This is a genomic window from Mycolicibacterium sp. P4_G11, from assembly GCF_056555145.1.
The window spans coordinates 574,785-593,409 of sequence record NZ_JBFUJW010000003.1 but is presented as its reverse complement, the minus strand read 5'-3'; the positions used below and the strand labels follow the sequence as shown (position 1 = coordinate 593,409).

Here is an 18,625-nt window from a genome sequence, read left to right as displayed (position 1 = left end):
CTGTCACTGATGGTCCATCGGTGGACTTTCCGCTGGTGAGAACCGTTCCCGGTGAGCGGAAAATGTTGTGGGGTAAGGGTGTTTCTAAAACTTGATGTGTAGTTCGTCTGAGAGGGGTGTGGCCTGGCAGGCCAAGATCAGGCCGTCGGCGAGGTCCTCTGGTTGCAGCACTTCGGAGGCTGCCATGTCGACTTGGCCAGCGAGCACGGTCGCCGCGCACGATCCGCACTGGCCTTCCCGGCACGAATACGGCACGTCGAGGTCTGCCGCGAGCATCGTGTCGACCAATGTTGTGCGCCGTGGCCATCGCAACAGGTGGTTCGCGCCGTCGAGGTCGACCCGTACCGTCGCAGCATCCCCGTTCTCAAGATCGTGTGCCGCTGAGTCGATTTCATCGGCAAACGGGTCGCCCGAGAGGGACTGGAACACCTCGAGATGGATCCGCTCACGTGGCACTCCGGCTTCGGTCAGGGCCTCCTTGACGACCGACATGAACGCGGCGGGACCGCAGATGAACGATTCGAAAGTCGCGGACCCGGAAAAGACGGTGCGCGCAAATCCGGTCAGCTGCGCGCGAGTCGGCAACCCCTGCACCGATTCCAGCCAGTGCAACACCGTCAAGCGACCGGCGTAACGCGCAGCCAGTTCGCGGAGCTCAGCTGCGAAGATCACCGAATGCTCGTCACGGTTGGCGTAGCACAGCACCGCTCGTCCAGAACCGGATGCCATCGCTGATTTGAGGATCGACATGACAGGGGTGATACCGCTTCCGGCGGCCCACAACAGGAAGTCGGTGTCGAGTGAGGACGGTGTGAAGACTCCGGCCGGCGGCAGCACTTCGATGGTGTCGCCAGCAGAAACGTTGTCGCACAACCAGTTCGACCCGTATCCGCCCACAGTCCGCTTGATCGTGACTTTCGGCGCGGGATCGGTGTGTGGTGAGCTCGCCAGCGAGTAGCACCGGGCAACCGAGCCGGTCTGATCGCTCGGCACGCGCAGGGTCAGGAATTGCCCTGGGCGGTAGGTGAAGCGGTCGCGCAGCTGTTCGGGGACGGTGAACACCAACGATCGAGCGTCGGCGCTCTCCTCGACGACATCGGCCACTGCTAGCGGTACACCGCGGCCTGGGCTGACGATTTCGGTGTCGACTTCGACATCGTTCATGTGCTCAAAGTCTGGGACGCCGAAGACATGCGCCCAACCCGTCTCTCCGATGAGCGGGATCCCTGCATTGGTTTCCGATCACCGGGAATCGGCGAAGATTCGGATCGGAGCCGCGACCTACCGTTGCTCGGGTGAGCAGGGAATCGAAGCCCGATTCAGACGACGCCGAGAGCATTGGGCAGGCAGAGTGACGGGGAGGGCGACGTGAGTGCGCTGCGGCTGGCCGGCAAGGTCGCCTTGATCACCGGTGCAGCCCGCGGAATCGGACGCGCGCAAGCGGTCCGATTCGCCCAGGAAGGCGCCGACATCATCGCGCTGGACCTCTGCGGGCCGGTCGAGACCGTCTCGGTCCCTTCCAGTACGCCGGCCGACCTCGAGGAGACCGCCAACCTGGTCAGGCAGGCCCGCCGCCGGATCCACACCGAAATTGTCGACGTCCGCGACCTCGAGGGCATGCAGGCAGCGACCGATCGTGGCGTCGATGAATTCGGTGGACTTGACGTGGTGTGCGCGACGGCCGGAATCACCTCTCGTGCGATGACGGTCGATCTGAGCGAAGACGCCTGGCGCACCATGCTCGACGTCAACCTGACCGGCGTGTGGCACACCTGCAGAGCCGGCGCAGCGCATCTGATTGCGCGGGGCGGCGGCTCCATGGTGTTGACCAGCTCCATTGCCGGTGTGCGCGGGCTGTTCGCAGTAGGCCACTACACCGCGGCCAAGCATGGGGTGATTGGGCTGATGCGCAGCCTCGCCCACGACCTCGCGCCGCATGCCGTCCGGGTGAATTGCGTCCTGCCCACCAACGTCGACACGCCGCTCATCCAGAACGATGTGGTCCGGGCCGCCTTCCGGCCGGACCTGGATCGGCCACCTACGCGCGATGAGTTCGCCGAATCTGCGCGGCGGATGAACCTTCTGTCCATCCCGTGGGTCGAGGCGGTCGACGTGGCGAATGCGGCGCTGTTCCTGGCTTCTGATGAAGCGCGCTACATCACCGCGATCACGTTGCCTGTGGATGCGGGCGCCACGCAAAGGTAACGCCAGCAAAGGAATTCAAGACAATCGCTGTCGCCGACACGGGCGTGGGAGCCGAATCTGTCGTGCAGCTCGCACGCGTCGGCTTGAATTCCCCATCATTGATCGCCCGGCACCCAGCGGGTGGCACCGTCGATGGCAACGCAGCTCAGAAACAAGCCGTCGGGGGCCTGAGCGACGTCGTTCACGAATTGTGGGCAGGGTGAGCCCTCGACCTTGATGCCCCGCATCGGCGGCGAACGAAAGTAGCGCGGTTCATATCGCCGTGGAGAGCCGCAGAACACGAGTCGGCCCCACGAGGTGGTGCCAAAGACGAAGTGCGAGGTGTCGCCGCACGGGGCTCCCAGCACTACGCCGCCGGAGATGCCGGGCGTGCAGTAAGCGTCTTCGCAGGGGCCTGGGTCGTCGGCGGCCGCCACGGGCGCCGGACCAAAAGTGAGTGCGCCGACGGCGATGGCCAGCAGCAGGTGCTTGCGCATGGGTCTCCCGAAGTCGTTGATGTGTTCTTCAGCTCTACCGAGTTCGGGGAACCCGGCGATACGTGGTCGACCGGTGAGCGGAACCCGCCCGGGGCGGAGTGGCCGGCGGGCGGGTTCAGATCGGTATGTGACAGCGACCACAGCGTATGGTAAAAAACTCACTATTCCTATTTTGACTATTCGAGTGATGAGCCTGGAGGGTTTCGATGACGCTGACCGTCGATATGGCTGCCGAGACGCCTAGCAACGTGATCGATCGGGTTTCCCTGGTGTTGGAAGCGTTCGACGGGTCGGGAAGTCTCACCTTGGCGCAGATCGTTCGTCGCACCGGGTTGCCTCGCTCGTCCGCGCACCGCATGCTCGAGCGTCTGGTGAACTTGCGCTGGCTGAGCCGTGACGGGTTCGATTACGAGCTCGGCGTACGCCTCGTGGAGTTGGGAAACCTTGCGCTGCAACAGGACCGAATCCACCGGGCTGCCATTCCGCTCCTGCGTGATCTGCACCGGGCCACGGGGCTGGTGGTGCATCTCGCCGTGTTGGACGGCTCTGACGTCGTATACCTGGAGAAGATCGGTGACGAGGTGCGAGCTGCAATCCCGACTCGGGTCGGCGGCCGCCAACCCGCCCAATGCACCGCCGTCGGCAAGGCCATCCTGGCCTATCGCGACTCTGCCGACGTCGACCTTGCGAAACGACGAACCCGGTACTCGGTAGCCACGAGCGCCCAGCTCGCCGCCGAACTGGACCGAGTCCGGGCCCACGGTGTGGCCACGGAAAGGGAAGAGTCTCTCCGCGGATTCGGCTGCGTCGCAGCACCGATCGGACCCGTGGGCGAAGCCGTGGCCGCGGTATCCGTGTGTGGTCCGATGTCGCAAATGACGTTCGATCGGCGGTTGGTGACGCCGGTGCGGATGACCGCCACGGCTGTTTGGCGCAACGCCGAAAGCGTCCGCGAACATGCGGCGCCCACGCTCCTGCGCCCCCTGCGGGGCGGTATCACCGCGCACAACGCGGAGCTGCGCGCGTCGGCGATGCGGCCCGCATGAGCCTCGATCCACAAGTGGCGAACCTGATCGAGGCCCTCGATACGGGATTTCCCAACGTATCCACGATGACCGGCGCCGAGGCCAGGGCCGCGATTCGCGGGCGGTTCGTGCCGAACCCGCAGCCCGAACCGGTCGCCGCCGTCTGGGACGACCGGGTGTCTGTCGACGGTGGTCATGTGGACGTCCGGATATACCGCCCGGACGCGTCCGGACCGCTGCCGGTCCTGGTGTACGCGCACGGCGGCGGGTTCGTCTTCTGTGATCTGGACAGCCACGACGGACTGTGCCGGAATCTGGCGAATCTGATTCCCGCGGTGATTGTTTCGGTCGCATACCGACTGGCTCCCGAGCACCGGTGGCCCACGGCCGCGGAGGATGTGTATGCAGTGGCCCGCTGGGTGTCCGAACACGCGGGTGACTTCGGTACCGATGCCCAACGCGTCGCGATCGGGGGCGACAGCGCAGGTGGCAATCTCGCTGCCGTGACCGCATTGATGGCGCGCGACCGCGGTGACCTATCCATTGCCGCGCAGCTGCTGCTGTACCCGGTGATCGCCGCGGAATTCGACACCGACTCCTACCGTCGGTTCGGAGCGGGCTACTACAACCCGCGTGAAGCGCTGCAATGGTATTGGGATCAATACGTTCCCGAGCAAAGTGATCGCAGCCATCCGTACGCGTCCCCGCTGTGCGGTCGTCTCGAAGGATTGCCTCCGGCCGTCATGTTGGTCGCCGGTTGCGATCCTCTCAAAGATGAGGGCCTGGCGTATGCCGATGCACTGCGGGGTGCCGGCGGTACCGTTCAGCAGTTGTTCTTCGCCGGCGGCATACATGGCTTCATGACGATGCCCATGTTCGATATCGCGCATGCCGCCCGTCCTCTCGATGAGTGCGCCCGGTTCTGTGCACATTTCGAACGGCTACCCCGTACGTCGTTGACGTCTAGATCGGATCAAATGACGAAATCCGCCAAACCCCATCAATTTTCGTGAGTCCGACGTTCACGCTGCTGGCCGACTGCGTTGGTTCGGGGTTTTCGCGGCTGGTGGTGGTTTGGTTGAGGAAGATCAGTACGTGTGCGCTGTCTGCGTGTGCGTCGATCGTGGCGGCACGGACGACCGACGCGACGGCGTGAATGTCCTTCTGTTTGGCGGCCGGCGCGACGAACTGGTCGGCGAACTGGCTGTAGTACGTCAGGAAGCCGCCGGTGAGGTGCGAGCGCGCGGCAGCCAGGTCGTGATCCAAACTTGCCGGCGCATAGGACAGTAACGCCACGGCACCTTCGGATGCGGCTTTGGCAACCTGGGTTGTGGCCTCGGCGCTGGCGCGGTCACTGCGATAAGTGGTGAAGTACGTCGCTCCCGCGGTGCCGGCGCACGCCAGCATGAGGCTCGTGACGGCGATAGACCGCCACCGGCCCGCAAGCCGGCGGGTCAGTCGCTTCGAACGGCCGGGGTTCGAAGTGGTCTGCTCCGACACGTCGATGGGTTGCTCGTCGGCGGCCGGGCACACGTCGTCGGGCTGATCGCTGTCGACGTCCTCGGGAGCGGTGTTGTCAGCGAGGGGTGCTGCCGTCTCTGTGGTCATGGCACGAACTCGACTTTCGACATCTTGAGCTGCGCTCCGTCTCTGATCATGGTGACACTGAGGCGCCAGTTGCGTGGTTGTTGGTTTGTCCCCGCGGTATTGCTCACCGTCGTCGCCGCGGTTACGAGCACCACAGCAGAATCCGGCGTCATCGATTCCACGGCCGCGCTGCGCACCGTGGCCTTTGTCGCCGCTTTGGACTCGCGCGCGACCTGGACGAAATCCTTTGCATCGGCCTGAAAATCATCACGAAACTGCCCGGTGGAATTAGCGAGGATCTGCTGGACGTTGTCCTCGGCCTTGGTGCCGTCGATCGACATCAGCGTGACGACGGCCTGTGAGGCGGCGGAGGTGAATTCCGCCTTCCGCTGCACCTCGCTGTCGAACTGGCGGTGGTAGTCGAGCATGTAGCCGGTTGCCACAAGTGCTGCGGCGCTGGCCAGGACGGCGCCGGCGGCCAATGTCGTTGACAGCTTCGGGCGGCGTAGCCACCGTCGTTTCGCCGAAGAATCTGGGGTGAAGCCTGGGCCGGCGTCCGCGAGATCTGTTGTGGAATCGGTCGGTTCGCCGGGGTGTGGTGAACCACCGACCTCGACGGCCCGCGCGCGGAGCCCATCAACCCGGGCACGCGCCGCTGCGGCCAGTTCTTCTGCGGCGAGTGCTTCGGCCTCCGCCTGGTTGATCAGCCCCGGGTCGACAGACTGTGCCCGGTCGTCTTCGTCGGCGGTGTCTAGGGCGTTCACCTGCGTCGCGGTATCAGCGCGGCTGAGTAACCGCATGATCCACCTCCGGTTCCCTGCTGGTCGTGGGTACTGGTGCCCCTTGGTGCCATTCCCGTTCTGGCCATGATGTTCTCGACGCTAATCCGGTCGAGATCCGAATGGTGAAGGATTCCCGCCCAGCGGTTGACGGTCGCCTGGTGCTCGATGCGTCACCAATTTCGTAGCGAGCACAGAGCACCGCTGGGTCCGTTCGATCGGTTGACGACCTTCCCGTCGACGGTGAGCGTGCAGTGGAGTGTTTGTCCATTTTGGGTCGGCTGGCCGGCAGCGGTGACCGTGACCATTGCCCAGTGCTCGGGGTCTGTCAGCAGGGCTTCGTGGACCCACGGTTTTCCGGGCTCGAGACGCACGTCGTCTCTCGGGCTGAATTCATAGGGGTTGTGGCTGTATTCGGCCCAAGTGGGTGGTTCGACGTCGCGGTAGTAGATGCCCGCATTGGTCGATACGTCGGCGGTGACGGTGTACGTCACATGGTGCGGTACCGAGTCGCTGTCTGCGTGTACGGTCTGCGCTGTCGCTGTGCCGAAGGCGACCACCAATACGGCGCCCGCCGCTGCCCGGCGTGGTGCTCGATCGATTCGCATCGCAGACTTCCTTCACTGGCGGTAGGTCCTTGGTCAACGGTGACACACCGTCGACCCACTCAGGGTGCGATGACCGCCTGGCGGGATTTTGTCTGTTGCCGAATGCGGAAAGTTGGACAGTAGTAGCTGTTCGAACTGTGCGGCAACACCTTTCGGTGAATCAATGCAGTCGGACGCGCGCCGTGTGGTGTCTGCCAGGGGCGTCAAACGGGTTCGGTGCAAAAGGAGCGGCTCATGCAGATATCAACGACAGCAATCGCTGCAACGGCGGTGACCGTCGGGCTGTTGACTGGGTGGCAATGCGGCATGGCCGCAGCATCGAACGACTGGGGTCTCAATGGCACCTACGTCGCAACGTCCAATGGTGAGTGGGCCAAGACCAACGACATCTATCACGACGAGGCGAGTATTCGCAGCACCTGGACGATCAAGACCGAGTGCAGTTATCCGACCGAATGCGCAGGCACCGTCGCCACCGACTGGGGATGGACTGCGCCGATCTACATGAAAAGCGGCGTCTGGTACGTCAAGAAGACGGTGGACAACTGGCAGCCGTGCGCAGATGGCAGTGCGGGGCCGGGACTTCAGGTTTTCAGGTTCTACCCGGCTACCTCTGATGGGGCCGGGTCGGACATGACGTCGTCGACACTGATGGGCGAAGACTCCACCACCGGTGTCAGCGGCTCGTGCGGAAGTAGCAGGGTCCTCTTCATCACGATGCCCTTCAAGCTGGTCAAGGCCGCTTGACCCAGGGTACCTAATGTGTGGGGCCGGCACGTCCTGAGATCGCGCCGGCCCCAACGTCGTTCATGTCAGGCAGTGAACAGGTCCCGCCACGTCCGTTCTCCGCTCTGCGGGGCCAGATCCTTCTGCCGGTAGACCTTTCCGTCGGGACCCGCGTAGCGGCCGGTGGCGGGGTCATACGTGGCGATGGCGACCGACGGCCCCTTCGAAGCCTCGGGGATGAAGGCACTCGGAGCCACCGGCGTGGGCGTGGCACCATCCGCGGGCGGCGGGGGAGTATCCGGTGCGGTCGGGCCCGTTGGCGGTTGATCCGTTGCCGGCCTCGGCGTTCCGTCGAGTGGTCCGTAGATCGTGCTGTCGTGGTCGACCCGAGAATCCGGTGGAATGCCCTGAGCGAGGAGGTTCGGGTCGATCGGATACGGACCGAGAGCATGCTGGCGCATCGCCAGGGGCTCGTAAGGCTTGTCGCTGTCGCAGATTTCGACTGTGGGAGCGCGCTTTCCCGGATTTCCCATACATGGATAGTTTCGTGCGCCACGCACACCGATCGGCGAGTCCTGCGGCAGCTTGCAGTACAGCCCGTCGGGGGTGTCGACGTCACTGGTGTCTTCCGGTGAGCGCCACGACGACGGCGGGAGGAAGCCGACGGTGCAGGCCGGCGGATCGCCGATGTTCAGGGTGAAATCGCCCAACGCCATGCCCGTCGGATTGTTCTTGGGTGCACCGTAGGACTGGGTGGACGACACTGTCGGTGGCAGCAGCACCAACAGTTGTTCGAGCGACGGGTGGTAGGTCACAGCCACCTGCCCGAGGGTTGTCAGGTTGGCCAAGAGCATCGGCAGAGTGGGCTTTACCTGGTTGAACAGGCGGGAGCCCTCGTCCGCGGCGCCCGGGCCCTCTTCGAGGAGCGTCCTGACTTGGGGGTCGTTCTGGACCAGTTGCCGGCTGAGTCCCGCGACGCTGTGGGCCCAGGTCCGGATGGCATCGACGGATTGGGCCTGGCCGTCGAGCAAGGGCCTGCTGTCATCGATGAGCGCTCGAGACTGATCGCTCACGCTGTTGGCGTCGGCGATCAATTTCGACGAGGAATCCAACAGTGACCCGGCGTCGTAACCAGAGCCGTTGAACGCCTTGAATGTTTCGTCGAGCAGTGGACTGATCTTGTCTTTCGGGATGCTGTCGATGAGCGCGCTGGCTTGATCGAGCATCGGTCCGACGGCTTGCGGGATCGACGTTTTCGACGCCGGAATGACCGAGCCGTCGTGCAGGTAAGGGCCGGCGTCGTTATGGGGTTGCAGGTCGACATATTGCTCGCCGACGGCGGATACGCTCAGGACCGCGGCGTGCAGGTCCGCGGGAATCTTGGACGCGTTGTCGAGCGACAGCGTGGCGACGGCACCGTCGCGGGTGGGCCGGACGTCGGTCACCTTGCCGATCTGCACACCGCGGTAGGTGACATTCGAGAACCGGTACAGCCCACCGGTGGCCGGCAGTTGCAGGCTTACCGTCATGCGCCCGAGTCCCAGCAGTGTGGGTGCCTGTAGGTAGACGACCAGCATCACTGCCATGCCGATGATCGAGGCGGCCGCGAAGAGGGCCAGCTGAATGCGTACGAATAGGGTCAGCATCAGTTGCTGCCTCCGTTCGGATTCGCCGGGCCGGCGGCTGCCGGAGCAGGCAGCGTCGCAACGGCTTTCGGTGGAGCGGTGAGCAATGTGCCCAGTGGGTCCTTGGTGTAGTTGGCGTACCACGGGTCGCCGGGAGCAGGGACCAACGGGGCGCCTTCCTGTCCCCATCGGGTGCCCAGAAGCAGCCCTCGCTTGAGGCGGGGGATCGTGAAATCGAAGGTGATGAATTCGTTGAGGTAGTCGCCACGAATGCCGCGGTCGATGAAGTTCTGCGGGTAGGGATACGTGGGCGCGAACGCCAGGACAGTACCCAGATTCGGCCCGACGTCGGCCAGGGCGCGGAGGGTCGGCTCCAGGTTGCGCAGGTTGGTGACCAAGTCGTCCTGGGTGGCTTTGATCAGCTTGGTGGCTGTAGTGCTGAACACGCCGAATTTCTCCAAGGCTGTCGTGATGCGGGGCTGTTCTCTGATCAGGACATCCAGCGCAGGCGGGATGCGTTGCAGGGCTTGGGTGATCACATCGCTCTGGCCGGCCATGGTCCCTGCCAGCCGAGTGAGCGCGGTGATGGAGGCATTGATGTCGTCTCGCTGATGGGCGAAGATGCCGACCACATTGTTGAGGCGGGTCAGCAGGTCACGAATCTGGTCTTGCCTACCGTTCAGCGCGTTGTTGGTCTCGGTGACCAGCTCACCGACCCGGCCGAGCCCGCCGCCGTTGACGAGGACCGACAGCGACGACAACGTTTGTTCCGTCGATGGGTATGTCGACGTCCGGTTCAGCTGCAGGGTGGTGCCTGGGGACAGTTGTCCGGAGGGCGCCTTTCCCGGCGGCGGATCCAGCGCCAGGTGCATGGACCCGAGCAGACTGGTTTGCCCAACAGTCGCTACCGCATTCGCGGGGACCACGGTGCCCGGTCTGACGGACACCTCGACGTCGGCGCGCATGTTGCGCACTCTCATCCTGGACACACTGCCCACGATCACGTCGCCGACCATGACCGGCGAATTCGCCTCCAGGGTACCGACATTGGCGAGCTCGACGTGATAGATCGTGGCGTTGGCCCCGCGTCCCACCGTGCCCGGCAGCGGCAGAGAGTTCAATCCGTGGAACGCGCAACCGGTGACCGATAGCAGGGAGCAGACCGATATCGCGGTCAGGCGGGTCAGGGACCGTCGCGTCGTCACGGGGTGCCTCCTGGGTTCGGCGCCGCGGGAGCGGGTGCGGCTTCTGCGGGAAGGAGCAGGTCCCGCACCGTGGGTGCCTGTGGCGAGGGTGCGGCGCCGGCCGATGGTTGGGGAATCGGCGCGCCGGGGAACAGGGCGGGTGCCGGATCTGCCGGTAATCCGTTGGGCACGTACGCACCTGGAGGCCCGGGTGGCGCGCCCCACCCGGCAGGCGGTGCCACGTCATTGGCGCCGGTGTAGGCCGACACCGCCGGGGTCTGGGGTTGGGACTCGGTGCGCGGGCCGCTTCCCCCAGGGGCAAGCTTGGGGTCGGTGTACACCAGATTCTCCGGGCTCGGTGCCTTGCGGAGATAGACGTTGGTCGGCAACGGCAGGTAGTTGAAGTTGATCAAAGACAGTGCGGGCCCGAGATACTGCGCGCACAACTTCGACGATTCTGCTGCCGTGGCGTTCTTCACCGCCGCTATCGCTGAGCACACCACAGACACTGGATCGGCGAAGTTCGACATCGCGAAAGCGCCGACCGCGGTACCACTATCGGGGTTGTAGATGTTGTAGCCGTTGGCGATGGCGTTGGGCGCCACGTGCAACACATTCTCCAGTTTGAGTTTGTTGTCGACGAGGTTCTGCGTCACGTTCGTCAACCGCTGCAACTGCTCGACGGTCTGATCGCGGGTACCCGCGACGAAGCGCCGGACTTCGCCGACAGCCGAAGCCAGATTGGTCAGGGCGGCGTCGAGATCGGACCGCGCCCCGTCGACGACGCTCGTGACACTCGCGAGGCGATTCTGGAACTCGACGATCTGGGTGTTGCTGTCGCGCAGCGCGGTGACGAAAGTCTGCAGATTCTTGATGATCTCGACGACGTTGCCGCTACCGTGCGCCAAGATGCGTCCGATCCCCGAGAGTTGGCTGATCGCCTGGTGCAACTTCTCGCCGTTGCCATCCATCGCGGTCGCGGCACTGTCGATGAAACGGCTCAGCGACGTGGCAGAGGAACCGCTGACCGGACCCAAGTCGGTGGCCAACCGCATGAGTTGGTCTTTGACCTGGTCCCATTCCACCGGTACCGCGGTCCGGTCAACGCCGATCTGCGCACCGTCGGCCATTGTCGGACCGGCATCCTCGTACGCGGGCGCCAACTGTACGTATCGCGCGGCCACCAAGTTCTGCGCCATGATGATGGCTTTCGCGTCAGCGCGGATCGGCACCCCGTAATCGATCGCGAGGGTCAGCCGGGCTTGGCTGCCGGCAGGCTCGATGCTGGTGATCGTTCCCACTTTGACCCCGGCGACACGGACTTCGTCGCCCGGGTAAATCGCTGTGGCGGAGGTGAAGTACGCGGTGATGGTGGTAGGGCGAAAGACGGTCTGCCGTACCAACAGCACGCCGCCGGCGAGCGCCAACACCACCAGTAGGGTCGCCACGACACGGGTCAAGGGTTTGCGATGGCGGGTGATCATCAGTGGCCTCCCGGAATGCCGTTGTGGGGCCAGGGGAACTCGGCGCGCGGGCCGGCGTTGTCAGGCGGCTGGCCGGCGTTCGTGCCGCGACGGAATCCGAAGGCGTAGTCGAGGAACGGTTGAATGGTTTGTGAGGGGATGAGGTTGCCGACGAAGGCGTTGTAGTACCAGCCGTTGTTCACTGATTCGCCCTGTGTGACTTGATATTTGGCCAGCCCGGCGAGGGCCTTGGCGATGTTGTCGCGGTTCTTCTCCAGAATCGCGGTGACGGAGTTGACCTTCTGTAGGGTCGGGCCGAGGTCCTTCTCGTTGTCGTGTACGAGTCCGGACAGCTGCTGAGAAAGCGCCGACGTATTGGCCAGCAGATCGACGATCGCGTGCCGTCGTTGATTGAGCACTCCGGTGAGCGCGTTGGCATCGAGCAGCAGGGTGTTCACCTGCGCGCTGCGCTGCGACAGAATGCCGGTTACGTCGGCCGCGTTCTTGAGTAACGCGGCCAGGGATTCGTTGCGGCTGTTGAGCGTTCGTGACAGGCGGGTGAGCCCGTCGAATGTCGGTCCCAGTTGGGGGGCCATGCGGTCGATGGTGTCCGACAGCGTGTCGAGCGAATGGGTGAGTGTTGCGGTGTCGGTGTCGGCGGTGTTGGAGGTGAAGTCGCTGACGGCGTCGGTCAGCGAGTAGGGCGACCCGGTGCGGGCAAGAGGGATGGTGTCGGCAGGGCGCAAGTTGCCGGTTCCGGCGGGCTCCAAGGTCATCATCCGGGCACCGAGGACGGTGCCCGTCCTGATGTGGGCGGTGGTCTGTGTGCCCAGAGCGACGGTGCCATCGAGGGTGAACGTCACCAGAGCTTTTCCGCGATTGAGGGTGACGGCGCTGATGGTGCCCTTGGTGACGCCAGAGACCTTGACGTCGTTTCCCGGCGACAGCCCGCCGGCGTCGGCGAACACCGCGTGGTATCTGATCGACGTGGCCCACGACCAGAGTTTCTGCGGTTGAAGGCCGACGGCGATGACGAGGATGATCAGCACCAAACCGATGAGTCCGGTGCGCATCAGTTTCGATCCGCGGTATTTCAGCATCAGGGCTCCCCGCAGCGTCCGGTGTTCTGCATGATCCAGGGGAAGTACGCGGTGCGGCCCTGCAGGTCCGTCACGCGGACGTTCATGCCGCACAGGTACTGGTTGATGAAGCTGCCGTAGGCACCGAGGCGAACCAGTTTTCGGTAGTTGGCGGGCGCCTTCTGCAGCGCGAGATCCATGCGGGCCTTGTCTTTGTCGTTGTCCAGCAATGTGGCCATTCGGTTGAGCTGCTTGACCGTTCCCGCAAGTGGCGGGCGGGTCTGCGTCATGAGTTCGGCCAGGGAACCCGTTCCGTTGTCCAGGGCGCTGATGGCATCGCCGATCGGGTCACGTTCCTGGGACAGGCCGGTGATCAGCTGTTGCAGGCGGGTGACGGCGCCGGAGAATTTGTCGCCGTCCTTGGCGACTGTCGCAACGACAGTGTTCAGGTTGTCGATCAACTGTTGAACCGTCTGCCCGTTGTCGGCCAGTGCCGTCGTGAATGAAGTCGTTTGAGCCATCAGCGATTCCATGGTTCCGGCCTGGCCCTGCAGAATCTGGATCAGGGAGTTGGTCAGCGCGTTGACGTTCTGGGCGTTTAGTCCCTGGATGACGGGTTTGAGCCCGCCCAGTAGCAGGTCGAGGTCCAACGCGGGTTCCGTGCGGTCGGACGGAATCTGCGTGCCGGCCTGCTGGATTTTTGTCGACCCCGGGTTGTCCACGATTTCCAGGTAACGGTTGCCCACCAGATCGAGGTAACGCACAACGACTTTGGTGCCGGTGGTCAGCACGACGTCGCGGTCGGCGTCGAAACCTATGACCACGGTGTTGTCCGGTCGCAACGCGATGCTGTCGACCGTGCCGACCCGGATACCCGCGACTCGCACGGAGTCACCGACTTTGAGGCTGGAGGCGTCGGTGAACACGGCTGAGTAGCTGTTCGTCGAGCCGGTTCGGTACTGCCCGAGGATCGCGAAAAGCGCCGCGGTCACCAGGAGCATCGTGATGCCGAAGGCGCCGAACTTCAGCGCGGTCGAGTTGTGCCGCGTCATCCTGGTTGCCCTGTCTGAGCAGTGTTGCGGGGTGGTCCGTCGAGCGGGCCGAACAGGGCTTGCTTGAGGGCATCGGAGTTCAACAGGATCCCTTGATTTCCGTACTGTGCGGGGTTTGCGTTGATGTCGGTGACCACGAACGGCGGCCGCTCCCCGAAACCCACGTTGGGCAGGCCCATGCACTGGGGACCGCCCGAAGCGGCGACCTTCGGCAGGTTGCCCGGGTAGCGGTAGCGTTCGGTGCCCAGCAGGAACGAGTCCAGCAGCATGATCCCGGGCAACGGTTGCGGCGGTCCCATCGCCAGCGGTTCCATGCCCTTGAGAGCGCAGGTGAGCGCCTGGTTGTATTGATTGGTCAGATTGGTGGTGGGCACCAATACGTGCATGGCATCGACGATCGCGTTGCTGTTGGTGCCGACGACGTCATTACCGATATCCGCCAATCCGATGGCGCTCAGCAGCACCGTGTCGAGGTCCTGCTGGCGCTCGACGATGGTGTCGCTGAGCCGGGATGCGTTGCGTGCGGCGTCCATCAGATCGGGGCCGGCATCCGCATAGGCGCTGAGTACCTTCGGGGCCGTGGCGATTTCCTGGCTCATTGCGGGAAGGCTGGGATCGATCTTGGCGAGCATGGCGTCGAAATCGACCAGCGTCTGACCGAGTTTGTCGCCGCGGCCGCCCAGCGCCTGTGCCATGGCGCCGAGTGTTTCGTTGAGCTTTTCAGGTTGGATTTGGGACAGTACATCCACCAAATGCTCGAAGACCGTGTTGATCTCGACGGTGACGTGGCCGGCGTCGAGGACCTGTCCCGCGTGCAGCGACTGGGCAGATGGTTCGGCCGGCGGTACGAGATCGACGTACTTGGCGCCGAACACCGTGCTGGACACGATCTGGACCCGGGTATTGGCCGGAATCAGTTGCAGGTAGTCCGGATTCATCGCCAGACTAATCGCAGCGCTGCCGTCTGGCCGATTTTCGATGGCGGCTACCTTGCCCACTTGCGCGCCATGCAGTTTCACCTTGGCGTCGGGGTTCATGATCAAGCCCACCCGTGGGGACAGCACGGTGACGGATGCCGTGGGTGTTGCGCCACCGCGGAACAACACGACGGCGCCGACGACGAGCGCAGCGGCCAGGCCCAGCGCAGCAGAGCCGGTGAGCAAACGTACTGAGTCACGTGACATTTGATGCCTGCTTAGCCAGAGAGATTGAAGTTGCCGTTGGACCCGTAGATGGCCAAAGAGATGAGCAACGTGATGGATACGACGACGATCAGCGAGGTGCGGACGGCATTGCCGACTGCCACGCCTACCCCGGCCGGTCCTCCGCTGGCGAAGAAACCGTAGTAGGTGTGCAACAGGAGGATTGCCAGCGCCATCAAGACCGCTTCCAGGAATGACCAGAGCAGGTCAATGGGGTTGAGGAAGGTATCGAAGTAGTGGTTGTAGAGGCCGCCGGACTGTCCGAGTAACACCACGGTGGTGAATTGGCTGGCGACGAAGGACAGGATCACCGCGATGGCGTACAGCGGCGTGATCGCGAGCATTCCCGCCGCGATACGTGTGCTGACGAGGTACTCGACGGATCGGATGCCCATGGACTCGAGTGCGTCGATCTCTTCGTTGATCCGCATCGCGCCCAACTGGGCGGTGACGCCGGCACCGAAGGTGGCAGCCAGGCCGATCCCCGCGACGATGGGTGCCGAGATTCGGACGTTGATGAATGCCGCCAGGAATCCGGTCAGCGCTTCGATGCCGATGTTGCCCAGGGAGCTGTAGCCCTGGATCGCAAGGACGCCGCCCGTGGCGAGCGTGAGAAACCCGACGATGACGACGGTGCCGCCGATCATCGCCAATGTGCCTGCGCCCATGCTGATTTCAGCCATGAGCCGGATTACTTCGCGTCGGTAGTGCCCGGCGGCGTAGGGCACCGCGGCAATTGCCCGACCGTAGAACAGGATGTGATCTCCGATGCCGGCGGTGATCTTCGCGGGCGTCTGAACGGCGCGGGTCAGCCGCGGGTAGGTGGACCGGAGCGGCGCTGCGGTGCGCGTCATCGCGTGGTCATCTGGATGCCGATGGCGGTGACCACCACGTTGACCACGAACAGCGACATGAACGCGTACACGACGGTCTCGTTGACGGCATTGCCGACCGCTTTCGCTCCGCCGCCAGAGATGGTGAGCCCGCGGTAACAGGCCACCACGCCGGCGATGAGACCGAAGAGCGTCGCCTTGACGCAGGAGATGACGACCTCGGGAACGCCGGTGAGGAGCGTGATTCCGGCGGCGAAAGCGCCGGGGTTCACGTCCTGGACGAACACCGAGAACAGGTATCCGCCGAGGATGCCGATGATGACCACAAGACTGTTGAGGAGCAGCGCGACGAGTCCGGAGGCCAGCATGCGCGGAGTGACCAGCCGCTGCACGGGATTGATGCCGAGTACCTCCATGGCGTCGATCTCTTCCCGGATGGTGCGCGATCCGAGGTCGGCACACATCGCCGTCGCGCCGGCGCCGGCCACGATGAGCACCGTCACCATGGGACCGACCTGTGTGACAGCGCCGAACGCCGCGCCCGCTCCGGAGAGATCGGCGGCGCCCAGTTCGCGGAGCAGGATGTTCAGGGTGAACGACACCAAAACGGTGAACGGGATCGCGACGAGAAGTGTGGGTGCCAGCGACACGCGCGCGACAAACCAAGACTGGTCAAGGAATTCGCGCCACTGGACTGGCCGCTGGAACGCGAATTTGGCGGCGTCGGCCGTCATGGCGAACAACCCTCCGACCGCTTGCAACGGACCGGCGAACGATTGCTGCGCCATCACGTACTCCATTTCTCGACTAGGGACCTGCGAATCGATGTGACCCGAGACACGTCCCACCGAGGAAGACTGACAGCCACGCTTCAGGGCCCGCCATTGTGATTCCCTCCCACCGGGATTTCGAAGACGGCCCGCGGCGTCGTTCGGTGAGCGGGATAGTCGATCGGCCCACCCCGCCTGATCACGCCGTACGGACGTATTCCGAGCTGGCGCGGACTGGTCGAGTCCATGCGGACACCGGTGTCAGCGGGTCGACACAACTACAGCTGTGCACGGGATTTGCGCGATTCGCAATCGGGGCCGGTGTCGCCGTGGTGACCATGAACAGGCCGCAATATCGCAACGCTCAGAACTCCCGCATGACCGACGCGCTGGATGCGGCCTTCGAACGGGCAGTCGCTGACGAGGACGTCCGAGTCATCGTGTTGGCCGGCAGCGGAGAGCATTTCAGTGCCGGCCACGACATCGGCACGCCTGACCGCGATCACCACGTCTCCTACGACAACAGAGCGGTGCTCTGGTGGGATCACGTTGACAAGGTGGGCGGCGATCGACGTTACGCGCGCGGACTGGCGGTATACCTCGGGATGTGCCGCCGCTGGCGCGACATCCCCAAGCCGACCATTGCGATGGTCCAAGGAGCGTGCATCGCCGGTGGGCTCATGCTGGCATGGGTATGCGACCTGATCGTCGCGTCCATAGACGCATTCTTTTCAGATCCCGTCGTCCGCATGGGAATTCCCGGCGTCGAGTACTTTGCTCACCCGTGGATCCTCGGCTCTCGGTTCTCCAAGGAGGTTCTCTTCACCGGTGGCCGGTTCAGCGCCGAGCGAGCATACGAGGTTGGGATGGTCAACCGGGTGGTTGCCAAGAACGAACTCGAAGAGACCACTCTCGGCATCGCCCGCCAGATCGCGGCCATGCCGCAGTTTGGTTTGGCCTTGGCGAAGCGCGCGGTGAATCAGTGCGAAGACCAGATGGGCTTGCGGGCCGGCATCGATGCTGTGTTCGGATTGCACCACTTCGCTCACTCGCACAACGCTGAGGTGGGTGCTGATTCCCTCGGCGGGGTTGATGTCAAATCAATTGCAGCACAGCACATGCAGCGCTAGTGGTAGCGTCCGAACTCCGGATCACGAGGTATGGAGGAACGCGGATCAGGAGCCGTGTGCCCGTTTAGTGCGCGACTCGGTAGTTGAAGTCATGCGACAGCCTCGTCATCGGAGCCTGCCGTGCCATTCAATGGCCTGGCCGCGGCTTTCTCGTCCTGGCCCTGCAACCGATTGACCACCATGCGGAGGCGATGCATCAAGTCGTCAAGGGTTGTGCGCTGTTGGCTGACGGCCACAATGTTGGTAACCCAGATGTCAGTGAGTATCTCAGCAACGTTGCGGTGCAGCCGAGACGGCTGCCCATGGTGCATGGCCGTGCAGAAGATTTCAGACACCTGCCGGTGCACGATGGCGGCACGGCTAGAGTCCTGCCCTTGCGCGTACAAGTACGGCCGGATTACAGCCTCGGTGAATCGAGGGGATGCGCACAGAGAAACAGTGAGCTTCTTGGCAACCTCTAAAACCCCTTGGCGGAAGTCAGAGCAGCCGATACTCGCGTCCATGGTGGCGGAGAAGTCGCGGAGCCAGTGGTGTAGGCATGCCAAGAGAAGGTCGTCTTTGGACGTGAAGTACCGATACACAGTGCTGGGCGCTATACCGGCGGCGGTTGCGACCGAACGTATTTGACATTTGACGTCGCTTAGGGCTGCCAGTGTTGTCGCAGCCGTCACGATCCGCTCGTAGCGTTCTTCTCGTCGAGGCGGGCTCTTCGAAATCGCGTTGGTCGACGCTGTAGTCCGAGGGCCGGGGTGTGGCATGGTCGGCTCCTTTATGCGCAGTTGCAGTCTTGCGGCCAGTGGCACCGATCGCGCCAGGTCAACGAGCTTCCTGAACGCGCTCAATGTTCTGCCCACCACGCGAAAGTTGCTTTTTCGCAGACT

At 63.8% G+C, this 18,625-nt stretch carries 19 protein-coding genes and 1 pseudogene; 5 read left to right on the top strand and 15 right to left on the bottom strand.

What is annotated here, in order from left to right:
- Positions 1-84: 84 nt before the first annotated feature.
- Positions 85-1,164, bottom strand: coding sequence for a 2Fe-2S iron-sulfur cluster-binding protein (locus tag AC1U2B_RS08845; protein WP_480216494.1), 1,080 nt, complete (start codon positions 1,162-1,164; stop codon positions 85-87).
- A 204-nt stretch (positions 1,165-1,368) separates the two neighbouring features.
- Here AC1U2B_RS08845 and AC1U2B_RS08840 point away from each other — a divergent pair, with 204 nt between their 5' ends.
- The gene (locus AC1U2B_RS08840) at positions 1,369-2,205 is read left to right on the top strand and encodes a mycofactocin-coupled SDR family oxidoreductase (RefSeq protein WP_480216493.1); all 837 of its coding nucleotides are present in this window, start codon (positions 1,369-1,371) and stop codon (positions 2,203-2,205) included.
- Positions 2,206-2,300: 95 nt separating this feature from the next.
- On the opposite strand, the gene AC1U2B_RS08835 is transcribed toward AC1U2B_RS08840, so the two are convergent.
- Positions 2,301-2,681, bottom strand: coding sequence for a hypothetical protein (locus tag AC1U2B_RS08835; protein WP_480216492.1), 381 nt, complete (start codon positions 2,679-2,681; stop codon positions 2,301-2,303).
- 206 nt (positions 2,682-2,887) lie between these two features.
- Here AC1U2B_RS08835 and AC1U2B_RS08830 point away from each other — a divergent pair, with 206 nt between their 5' ends.
- Both AC1U2B_RS08830 and AC1U2B_RS08825 read left to right on the top strand, forming a co-directional pair.
- Positions 2,888-3,727, top strand: a complete 840-nt coding sequence (locus AC1U2B_RS08830) for an IclR family transcriptional regulator (protein WP_480216491.1) — start codon at positions 2,888-2,890, stop codon at positions 3,725-3,727.
- Positions 3,724-4,719 carry a LipP1 family hormone-sensitive lipase gene (locus tag AC1U2B_RS08825; protein WP_480216490.1) on the top strand — a complete coding sequence of 332 codons (996 nt, stop codon included), beginning with the start codon at positions 3,724-3,726 and terminating at the stop codon, positions 4,717-4,719. The genes AC1U2B_RS08830 and AC1U2B_RS08825 overlap by 4 nt, the downstream gene beginning before the upstream one ends.
- Here AC1U2B_RS08825 and AC1U2B_RS08820 read toward each other — a convergent pair.
- The 3 genes from AC1U2B_RS08820 to AC1U2B_RS08810 all read right to left on the bottom strand — a co-directional run bounded on the left by AC1U2B_RS08820 (position 4,670) and on the right by AC1U2B_RS08810 (position 6,680).
- Complete coding sequence (locus tag AC1U2B_RS08820) at positions 4,670-5,314, bottom strand: twin-arginine translocation pathway signal (RefSeq protein ID WP_480216489.1); 645 nt, start codon at positions 5,312-5,314, stop codon at positions 4,670-4,672. The genes AC1U2B_RS08825 and AC1U2B_RS08820 overlap by 50 nt on opposite strands.
- Positions 5,311-5,775: an Rv1363c family protein gene (locus tag AC1U2B_RS08815; protein ID WP_480216488.1), complete on the bottom strand. Its 465-nt coding sequence runs from the start codon at positions 5,773-5,775 to the stop codon at positions 5,311-5,313. The genes AC1U2B_RS08820 and AC1U2B_RS08815 overlap by 4 nt, the downstream gene beginning before the upstream one ends.
- A 470-nt stretch (positions 5,776-6,245) precedes the next feature.
- Positions 6,246-6,680: an Rv2576c family protein gene (locus AC1U2B_RS08810; RefSeq protein WP_480216487.1), complete on the bottom strand. Its 435-nt coding sequence runs from the start codon at positions 6,678-6,680 to the stop codon at positions 6,246-6,248.
- Positions 6,681-6,986: 306 nt separating this feature from the next.
- On the opposite strand from AC1U2B_RS08810, the gene AC1U2B_RS08805 reads away from it, so the two are divergent.
- Complete coding sequence (locus AC1U2B_RS08805; RefSeq protein ID WP_165605594.1) at positions 6,987-7,427, top strand: Rv2253/PknI dimerization domain-containing protein; 441 nt, start codon at positions 6,987-6,989, stop codon at positions 7,425-7,427.
- A gap of 65 nt (positions 7,428-7,492) precedes the next feature.
- Here AC1U2B_RS08805 and AC1U2B_RS08800 read toward each other — a convergent pair whose 3' ends face one another.
- The 8 genes from AC1U2B_RS08800 to AC1U2B_RS08765 are packed head-to-tail and all read right to left on the bottom strand — an operon-like array spanning position 7,493 to position 16,632.
- Positions 7,493-9,052: an MCE family protein gene (locus tag AC1U2B_RS08800; protein ID WP_480216486.1), complete on the bottom strand. Its 1,560-nt coding sequence runs from the start codon at positions 9,050-9,052 to the stop codon at positions 7,493-7,495.
- Positions 9,052-10,236 carry an MCE family protein gene (locus tag AC1U2B_RS08795; RefSeq protein WP_480216485.1) on the bottom strand — a complete coding sequence of 395 codons (1,185 nt, stop codon included), beginning with the start codon at positions 10,234-10,236 and terminating at the stop codon, positions 9,052-9,054. The genes AC1U2B_RS08800 and AC1U2B_RS08795 overlap by 1 nt, the downstream gene beginning before the upstream one ends.
- A complete protein-coding gene (locus AC1U2B_RS08790; protein WP_480216484.1) occupies positions 10,233-11,699 on the bottom strand; it encodes an MCE family protein in 1,467 nt (488 codons plus the stop codon). The genes AC1U2B_RS08795 and AC1U2B_RS08790 overlap by 4 nt, the downstream gene beginning before the upstream one ends.
- Positions 11,699-12,778 carry an MCE family protein gene (locus AC1U2B_RS08785; RefSeq protein WP_480216483.1) on the bottom strand — a complete coding sequence of 360 codons (1,080 nt, stop codon included), beginning with the start codon at positions 12,776-12,778 and terminating at the stop codon, positions 11,699-11,701. Before AC1U2B_RS08785 ends, AC1U2B_RS08790 begins: the two co-directional genes overlap by 1 nt.
- On the bottom strand, positions 12,778-13,809 hold the full coding sequence (locus AC1U2B_RS08780) for an MCE family protein (protein WP_480216482.1): 1,032 nt from the start codon (positions 13,807-13,809) through the stop codon (positions 12,778-12,780). Before AC1U2B_RS08780 ends, AC1U2B_RS08785 begins: the two co-directional genes overlap by 1 nt.
- Positions 13,806-14,993 (bottom strand): MCE family protein, encoded by a 1,188-nt coding sequence (locus AC1U2B_RS08775; protein ID WP_480216481.1) that lies wholly within the window; start codon positions 14,991-14,993, stop codon positions 13,806-13,808. The genes AC1U2B_RS08780 and AC1U2B_RS08775 overlap by 4 nt, the downstream gene beginning before the upstream one ends.
- 11 nt (positions 14,994-15,004) lie before the next feature.
- Entirely contained in the window at positions 15,005-15,865 is an 861-nt protein-coding gene (locus tag AC1U2B_RS08770; protein WP_064858439.1) for an ABC transporter permease, read from the bottom strand.
- Positions 15,862-16,632: an MlaE family ABC transporter permease gene (locus tag AC1U2B_RS08765; RefSeq protein WP_480216480.1), complete on the bottom strand. Its 771-nt coding sequence runs from the start codon at positions 16,630-16,632 to the stop codon at positions 15,862-15,864. The genes AC1U2B_RS08770 and AC1U2B_RS08765 overlap by 4 nt, the downstream gene beginning before the upstream one ends.
- A gap of 266 nt (positions 16,633-16,898) precedes the next feature.
- Here AC1U2B_RS08765 and AC1U2B_RS08760 point away from each other — a divergent pair, with 266 nt between their 5' ends.
- Positions 16,899-17,744 carry an enoyl-CoA hydratase gene (locus AC1U2B_RS08760; RefSeq protein ID WP_480216610.1) on the top strand — a complete coding sequence of 282 codons (846 nt, stop codon included), beginning with the start codon at positions 16,899-16,901 and terminating at the stop codon, positions 17,742-17,744.
- Between the two features lie 89 nt (positions 17,745-17,833).
- On the opposite strand, the gene AC1U2B_RS08755 is transcribed toward AC1U2B_RS08760, so the two are convergent.
- Both AC1U2B_RS08755 and AC1U2B_RS08750 read right to left on the bottom strand, forming a co-directional pair.
- Complete coding sequence (locus AC1U2B_RS08755) at positions 17,834-18,247, bottom strand: hypothetical protein (RefSeq protein WP_480216609.1); 414 nt, start codon at positions 18,245-18,247, stop codon at positions 17,834-17,836.
- Positions 18,248-18,292: 45 nt separating this feature from the next.
- A pseudogene (locus AC1U2B_RS08750) lies at positions 18,293-18,502 on the bottom strand (TetR/AcrR family transcriptional regulator); the annotation flags it as partial.
- Positions 18,503-18,625 lie beyond the last annotated feature (123 nt).

What these genes read in the sequence shown, in the direction of transcription:
- AC1U2B_RS08845 (WP_480216494.1), bottom strand. Translation starts at nt 1,164, where the DNA reads ATGAACGATGTCGAAGTCGACACCGAAATCGTCAGCCCAGGCCGCGGT.
- AC1U2B_RS08835 (WP_480216492.1), bottom strand. Translation starts at nt 2,681, where the DNA reads ATGCGCAAGCACCTGCTGCTGGCCATCGCCGTCGGCGCACTCACTTTT.
- AC1U2B_RS08830 (WP_480216491.1), top strand. Translation starts at nt 2,888, where the DNA reads ATGACGCTGACCGTCGATATGGCTGCCGAGACGCCTAGCAACGTGATC.
- AC1U2B_RS08825 (WP_480216490.1), top strand. Translation starts at nt 3,724, where the DNA reads ATGAGCCTCGATCCACAAGTGGCGAACCTGATCGAGGCCCTCGATACG.
- AC1U2B_RS08820 (WP_480216489.1), bottom strand. Translation starts at nt 5,314, where the DNA reads ATGACCACAGAGACGGCAGCACCCCTCGCTGACAACACCGCTCCCGAG.
- AC1U2B_RS08810 (WP_480216487.1), bottom strand. Translation starts at nt 6,680, where the DNA reads ATGCGAATCGATCGAGCACCACGCCGGGCAGCGGCGGGCGCCGTATTG.
- AC1U2B_RS08805 (WP_165605594.1), top strand. Translation starts at nt 6,987, where the DNA reads ATGGCCGCAGCATCGAACGACTGGGGTCTCAATGGCACCTACGTCGCA.
- AC1U2B_RS08800 (WP_480216486.1), bottom strand. Translation starts at nt 9,052, where the DNA reads ATGCTGACCCTATTCGTACGCATTCAGCTGGCCCTCTTCGCGGCCGCC.
- AC1U2B_RS08790 (WP_480216484.1), bottom strand. Translation starts at nt 11,699, where the DNA reads ATGATCACCCGCCATCGCAAACCCTTGACCCGTGTCGTGGCGACCCTA.
- AC1U2B_RS08785 (WP_480216483.1), bottom strand. Translation starts at nt 12,778, where the DNA reads ATGCTGAAATACCGCGGATCGAAACTGATGCGCACCGGACTCATCGGT.
- AC1U2B_RS08780 (WP_480216482.1), bottom strand. Translation starts at nt 13,809, where the DNA reads ATGACGCGGCACAACTCGACCGCGCTGAAGTTCGGCGCCTTCGGCATC.
- AC1U2B_RS08775 (WP_480216481.1), bottom strand. Translation starts at nt 14,993, where the DNA reads ATGTCACGTGACTCAGTACGTTTGCTCACCGGCTCTGCTGCGCTGGGC.
- AC1U2B_RS08770 (WP_064858439.1), bottom strand. Translation starts at nt 15,865, where the DNA reads ATGACGCGCACCGCAGCGCCGCTCCGGTCCACCTACCCGCGGCTGACC.
- AC1U2B_RS08765 (WP_480216480.1), bottom strand. Translation starts at nt 16,632, where the DNA reads ATGGCGCAGCAATCGTTCGCCGGTCCGTTGCAAGCGGTCGGAGGGTTG.
- AC1U2B_RS08755 (WP_480216609.1), bottom strand. Translation starts at nt 18,247, where the DNA reads ATGGACGCGAGTATCGGCTGCTCTGACTTCCGCCAAGGGGTTTTAGAG.